Origin of the sequence: Pseudoalteromonas sp. TB64, assembly GCF_000498095.1 — a bacterium.
Lineage (GTDB): Bacteria > Pseudomonadota > Gammaproteobacteria > Enterobacterales > Alteromonadaceae > Pseudoalteromonas.
Window position 1 is genome coordinate 26,581 of the sequence record NZ_AUTQ01000066.1, and the last position, 6,136, is coordinate 32,716.

Below are 6,136 nucleotides of genomic sequence, written 5' to 3' on the forward strand. Positions count from 1 at the left end.
AGCTCCTTTGAATAAAGGAGCTAATTAAATTAGGCAGATTGTTTTGGCTTAATACGTAAAATTTTAATACCTAAGTAGGCATAAATAACCGCTAAAACAGGGTTGATTAAGTTAAAGAAAGCGTAAAGTGCATAATCAAAAGGGTTTATTAATAGAACGCTTTGCATGTAAGCACCACAAGTGTTCCACGGAATCAGTGGGCTTGTAATAGTGCCACCATCTTCTAATGTACGAGATAAATTTACAGGCTTTAACCCCCGTTTTTCGTATTCATCTTTAAACATACGCCCAGGTACTACAATTGCAATGTACTGATCTGCTGCTATAACGTTAGTACCAATACAAGTCGCAATCGTTGCTGCTATTAGTGAACCCGTACTTTTAGCTATTTTAAGAATACTTTTAACAAAAATATCTAAAAGACCCGTTTTTTCCATAATGGCACCAAACATAAGTGCGGTCATTATCAACCATGTTGTTGTTAACATACCTGACATACCACCGCCACTGAGTAATGAATCCATTTTAGCATCACCGGTACTTATGCTAAAACCATCAAAAAAGGTAGTCCAAACCAACTTAAAATAACCGACTAATTGACCTTGAGATACATCAATTTGGCTGCTAATTAAATCTGATTGAAATAACATAGCCCAAATAGCACCAACTACAGCGCCAATAGAAATAGCTGGGAAAGCAGGCATTTTTCTAATCGCTAAAACTAAAAGTACAATTAACGGTATTAACATTTCAAAACCAATATTAAAGTTTTGTTGTAAAATAGCTGTAATTTCATCAATGCGCCCTGCCTCGCTTGACGCTGGGGCATTAAAACCCATAAATATAAATATAATAAGCGCTATTACAAAGCTGGGAACTGTTGTCCATAGCATATGTTGAATATGCTCAAATAAATCAGCACCAACAACAGCAGGTGCTAGATTAGTTGTTTCCGATAGCGGACTTAGCTTATCACCAAAATAGGCGCCCGAAATTACAGCGCCTGCTGTAACTGTTTGCTCAAGCCCAAGACCAGTAGCAACACCAAGTAACGCAACACCAATAGTTGCTGCGGTTGTCCAAGAACTTCCAATACTCATTGCTACAATGCCACAAATTAAGCAACTTGCTGCATAAAACCAACTTGGGTTTATAACCTGTAAGCCATAGTATATTAAGGTAGGAACAGTCCCTGATAACAACCAAGTCCCTATCAAAGCACCTACCATTAATAAAATTAAAATAGCACCAAGCGATAAGGTAATACCTTCAATCATAGCTTGTTCTAGTTTTTTCCACGTATAGCCATTTTTAAGACCAATTAATGCGGCTGCAAAAGTAGCAAATAAAAGTGCAATTTGATTCGGACCTGATGATGAACTATCACCAAATAAATATACGGCTGCACCTAACAAGCATATTAAAACAGAGATAGGAATGAGTGCGTCAAAAAACGAGGCGGGCTTGATTGGTTTATCTTCCAATGGCTTCAAAGTAGAGACTCCTACACACACTTAATGTGTGTTTAATTATTATTTTTAGCACATTTAGCGCATGAATTGGGTAATGCAATATCAACCCAACTTTATGTAATCGGTAATTATAGCAATTTAGTAAATTATAGGTAGTAAAAAAGGCGCTAAAGCGCCTTTTTTATAGAGGTAAAACCAATAGTTATTTTTTAGCTATACGACCATATTTAATGTAATCCTGAGTAATTAATGCCGCTTCTTCTAAAAACGGGTCAAGCTCTTCAATTACTTCTGGTAGGTCATCTAGGTTTTCAACCGGATCTTTACCTAAACGCTTAAGACGTTCGTTTGTACGTACAAGTGCACGTGCTTCACCTTCATCTTTTTCTTTAATACGTTTTGCTTCAACTAAAGATATTGTTTTACGATCTTTCTCTTCATTGTACAAAGCAATGTCGTCAAATACATAACCAAACTCTGGTTCCGATTTAATACGCTCTTCATGATGTTTTTCAAGATACGTAATAACTGGCGTTAAGTTATGCAATTTATTGTACTTAGCTTTAACAATACTATCCCATGGCAAAGCATTATCTTGTTTGCTTTCGCCCCACTCAGCAGGATCAATTGCTGATGGAAATGAAATATCTGGAATAACGCCTTTGTGCTGTGTACTACCACCATTTATGCGGTAAAACTTAGCAATAGTATATTGCACACTACCAAGCTCGTTGTCGTATAAATCGTATGGGCGACCTAACCCTTTATGCTGTTGTACAGTACCTTTACCAAACGTTTGCTCGCCAATAATAACAGCACGACCGTAGTCTTGCATTGCAGCAGCAAATATTTCAGATGCCGAGGCGCTGTATCTGTCTACTAGTACAGTAAGCGGACCATCGTAATAAGTAATACCATCACGGTCTCTCTGCTCTTCAATTCGGTTATTTAAAGTATGAATCTGAACAACAGGACCTTGATCAAAAAACAATCCCGAGAGCTGTGTTGCTTCATATAAAGAACCACCGCCATTTTGACGCAGATCAATAATAATCCCATCAACTTTCTGTTCTTTAAGCTTCGCAAGTTCTACTTTTACATCTTTTGAAAGATTATTGTAAAAACCAGGAATTTCGATTACTCCAACTTTGCTTGTTAAATCAGAATATTTAGCTTCAAATACTTCTGACTTAGCTGCTCTGTCTTCTAAGCGAATTTTATCACGCGTGATTTCAACAACTTTAGGCGTGCCATGTGCATCAGCGCCTTTTAAATACTGTAAACGTACTTTGGTCCCTTTAGGACCTTTTATTAAGTCGACTACATCATCTAAACGCCAGCCAATAACATCAACGAATTCTTCGTCATCTTGAGCAACACCAATAATGCGATCGTCAGCTTTTATCTGATCTGTCTTATCTGCTGGGCCACCCGGTACTAAACTGCGGATAACCGTATAATCTTCATCTGGACTTAATACAGCACCTATACCTTCAAGTTCTAGGTCCATGTCCATTTTAAACTGTTCAGCACGACGTGGTGATAAGTAAGACGTATGTGCCTCAATACTACGTGCCAAAGAATTCAATACTAATTGAAATGCATCTTCAGGGTTTGATTGTACTAAACGCTTTTCTGCATTTTTGTAACGTTTGGTCAGCACTTCTTTAATGCCTTCCCAATCTTTACCGGTCATTTTTAAACGTAAAGCATCGTACTTAACACGTTCTCGCCAAATTTCGTCAAGTTCAGTTTGCGATGTTGGCCATGCTGCATCTTCGCGGTCAAAAAAGTATTCATCTTCTTTATCAAACGTCATTTCTTTTTCAAGCAAAGTAAGTGAATACTCGTAACGTTCAAAGCGGCGTTTAAGGCTTAGATTAAAAATATCAAACGTAAAGCCTAATTTACCGGTAGTTAAAGCGTTATCAAAGTCATCACGATACTGTTCAAAAGAAGCTATATCACTTGCTAAAAAAACGCTTTTATTAAAATCAAGGGATTCGATATAACGATCGTAAACTTTACTAGAAAGCTCATCGTTAAATCGAACCGGTATATAGTGTGAACGAGCAAATAAGCTAGCCANGGCTTCTACAGCAGCAAATAATGAACCTGAAAACAGGGCAGCAACTAACGGAATGAGCGTAAACTTTTTACTCATACACAACTCCTTAATTTATTTACAACTTAAATGATGTATAAGCTGTCAGCTTTGGTTTTAACTTGCATACCTGTCACTAATTCAACATGAACGTCGTCTTTGTTTACTTCAGTGATTACTGCATTTACAAGTGCTTGGCCAAGTTTAACCTTAACCTTGTTATTAACCTTGACCTCAGTTGCTGGTAAAGGTTCAATTTTTCCTGAACGCTTAACCGGTGCTGCTTTAGCAGATTTATTAGCAGGTGAAGCATTTTTGTCACCTGTTTTGCTAGCATGAGCTGGTTTTTTCTTGAAAGATTTTGAATCAGAATCTTGGCGAGGACGCTGTTGTTTTTTGCGTTTTGCCATTTTAGCGCGGCTTTCTTCCAATGCTTTTTGTGCATGGTCGATATGCTCTTGCTCAACTTTTTCAGCTTGATTACCATCAAGATCAATACGAAACTCTGACTTAGTCACAGCTTCTAAATAACGCCAATTAGACGTGTATTTTCTAAGCGCTTGACGTACTTGAGTCTTACTTACTTTTTCAGACCCTTCAATACGCTCAGCAATATCTTTAAAAATACCGACTTTAAGCGGTTTGATACCGTCTTTTTGTTTAAAACATTGAGGGAATTCTTGATATAAAAATTCCAACACTTCATTAATATCTTTTAGCTTGTTTGTGGTTTCCATTTTAGAACCTATTTTTCACATCTTTCATCAAGGGACGAATCGACGTAGTGTATTACCCAGTCGACCAGCTCTTCAAAGTCAGCTTCAATTACAGCCATATCACCTCGAAGGTGTTCCCAAATACCATTAATTGTTTCATCAATAAACTCACACTCTGCATCATCTGGAAGACGATCCCAAGCTATGTGAATCAAATCATTGAGCGTTTCCGCTACATGTTCTTCTTCGCCTTCCCAGTCGCCAACATCTTGTACAGCAAATAGGTAGTCTTGAACATTTAGCAAATCTTTCATTACAGGCTCGCCTCTAAGCATTTTACTAATGCTTCAAGACCGGCTTTGTCATCAGTATCAAATCGGCCAATACTTGGACTATCGATATCGAGTACGGCAAATACTTTACCATGTTTCATGATAGGTACAACTAATTCAGAGTTAGACGCTGCATCACAGGCTATATGCCCATCAAAAGCGTGAACATCTTCAATTAATTGTGTTTCTGCGGTTGCTGCTGCAGTTCCACATACCCCTTTCCCTACTGGGATACGAATACATGCAGGGTTACCTTGAAACGGGCCAAGTACTAATTCAGTAGGAGAATCCATAAAGTAAAAACCCGCCCAATTTACATCTTCTAAAGAGGTAAATAACAGCGCGCTTATATTTGCCAAATTGGCAATTACATTAGATTCACCAGCTATCAGCGATTCAGTTTGCTTAACTAATGACTGGTAAAAATCGTGCTTTTGCATACCAAACTACTTCTTATTAAACAGACAGTAGCTAAAGGTACTCTTTGTCGTGAAAAATTGGAACCTTTTGAAGGTAAAAAAAAGGAAATCGCACCGTTTATCAGCGTGCTTGGTTAATAATGCTGCGATTATTTTTTACCGATTTGCGAAGACCAAATAAAAACAGTCCGGCCGCAAATGCTGACATCACGCTATTAATTAAAAATATCTCGCCAGTAGAGGCACTTAATAAGTAACTAAATATAGCGCCACCTAACAAACCAAGCGTTAATACACCTGAATAATTAACTTTAGAATACTTAAACATTAGTAAGTACCCTGGCACAACAAAGGCCGCCATCGTTAAGCCTACAATATGTGCATTTGAGATAGCAGTCATCAACAGTTGAAAAAATACGGATAAGAAATCACCCTGTAGCGTTAGTGCATAATACAATCCTAACAAGCTGCCAATAATTACCGGGGACAATAATGAAAGCGCGACGCTTTTTGCGAGTTGATGTTTCATCTAATAATCCTTAATACAGAGTATAAATTTTAATGTATTAAGCATGCACCAAGATCTAAAGCTTAGAAATAGAGACTATGGTCGTAATTTATGATTAAAAATAAACCTTATTGCAGTATGAGCCTATTAATAAATTAATAGGCTCATACGTTTGGGTTATACTTATCAAAGTGCTTATAACTGAGCTATTTTATTTGATAACTCAAAGTGGCGAGATGTTACTATTTCCTCTAGCACTGCCAATCTTTTGTTCAACATCGCTGTTTGTTCCTCTAATTTTGTTATCTTATTATTATTCAGTCCTTTAAATTTTACTTGCGCTGCCATTATTGTAGTTTTATAGGTGAAATAACGTTTAGTAATAGTAAGAATCAAAAAGGGTGAGCTAAATATAATTATTACAATAAATAGTTCTAGCATGGTCGTTTCCCAATCAATTTAAGTAAGCTTGTTGCGTATAAAAGTCACTTTTAGTGCATTGAAATAATTTTGATAATGTAACTTCGCGCTGCTTTCCTCGTCGAATTAGCATCTCAACATACACAATACTTAACACAATGGCTG

7 protein-coding genes are annotated in these 6,136 nt (G+C 37.2%); all 7 read right to left on the bottom strand.

All coding sequences use genetic code 11. The features are described 5' to 3' along the window. Positions 1-29 precede the first annotated feature (29 nt). Positions 30-1,493, bottom strand: a complete 1,464-nt coding sequence (gene nhaC / locus L647_RS0102800) for a Na+/H+ antiporter NhaC (protein WP_024609845.1) — start codon at positions 1,491-1,493, stop codon at positions 30-32. 181 nt (positions 1,494-1,674) lie between these two features. Continuing rightward, on the bottom strand, positions 1,675-3,636 hold the full coding sequence (gene prc, locus L647_RS0102805) for a carboxy terminal-processing peptidase (protein WP_024609846.1): 1,962 nt from the start codon (positions 3,634-3,636) through the stop codon (positions 1,675-1,677). 26 nt (positions 3,637-3,662) lie between these two features. Continuing rightward, complete coding sequence (gene proQ, locus L647_RS0102810) at positions 3,663-4,313, bottom strand: RNA chaperone ProQ (RefSeq protein ID WP_024609847.1); 651 nt, start codon at positions 4,311-4,313, stop codon at positions 3,663-3,665. 8 nt (positions 4,314-4,321) lie between these two features. Then, positions 4,322-4,606, bottom strand: coding sequence for a hypothetical protein (locus L647_RS0102815; RefSeq protein WP_024609848.1), 285 nt, complete (start codon positions 4,604-4,606; stop codon positions 4,322-4,324). Further along, positions 4,606-5,064, bottom strand: coding sequence for a GAF domain-containing protein (locus L647_RS0102820; RefSeq protein ID WP_024609849.1), 459 nt, complete (start codon positions 5,062-5,064; stop codon positions 4,606-4,608). The genes L647_RS0102815 and L647_RS0102820 overlap by 1 nt, the downstream gene beginning before the upstream one ends. A gap of 100 nt (positions 5,065-5,164) precedes the next feature. Next, positions 5,165-5,572 (bottom strand): hypothetical protein, encoded by a 408-nt coding sequence (locus L647_RS0102825; protein WP_024609850.1) that lies wholly within the window; start codon positions 5,570-5,572, stop codon positions 5,165-5,167. A gap of 174 nt (positions 5,573-5,746) precedes the next feature. Continuing rightward, positions 5,747-5,992, bottom strand: coding sequence for a hypothetical protein (locus L647_RS0102830; protein ID WP_024609851.1), 246 nt, complete (start codon positions 5,990-5,992; stop codon positions 5,747-5,749). Positions 5,993-6,136: the final 144 nt, after the last annotated feature.

Bases quoted from the DNA above. Each gene is read 5' to 3' on its own strand.
- proQ (WP_024609847.1), bottom strand. From the start codon at position 4,313: ATGGAAACCACAAACAAGCTAAAAGATATTAATGAAGTGTTGGAATTT.
- L647_RS0102815 (WP_024609848.1), bottom strand. From the start codon at position 4,606: ATGAAAGATTTGCTAAATGTTCAAGACTACCTATTTGCTGTACAAGAT.
- L647_RS0102820 (WP_024609849.1), bottom strand. From the start codon at position 5,064: ATGCAAAAGCACGATTTTTACCAGTCATTAGTTAAGCAAACTGAATCG.
- L647_RS0102825 (WP_024609850.1), bottom strand. From the start codon at position 5,572: ATGAAACATCAACTCGCAAAAAGCGTCGCGCTTTCATTATTGTCCCCG.
- L647_RS0102830 (WP_024609851.1), bottom strand. From the start codon at position 5,992: ATGCTAGAACTATTTATTGTAATAATTATATTTAGCTCACCCTTTTTG.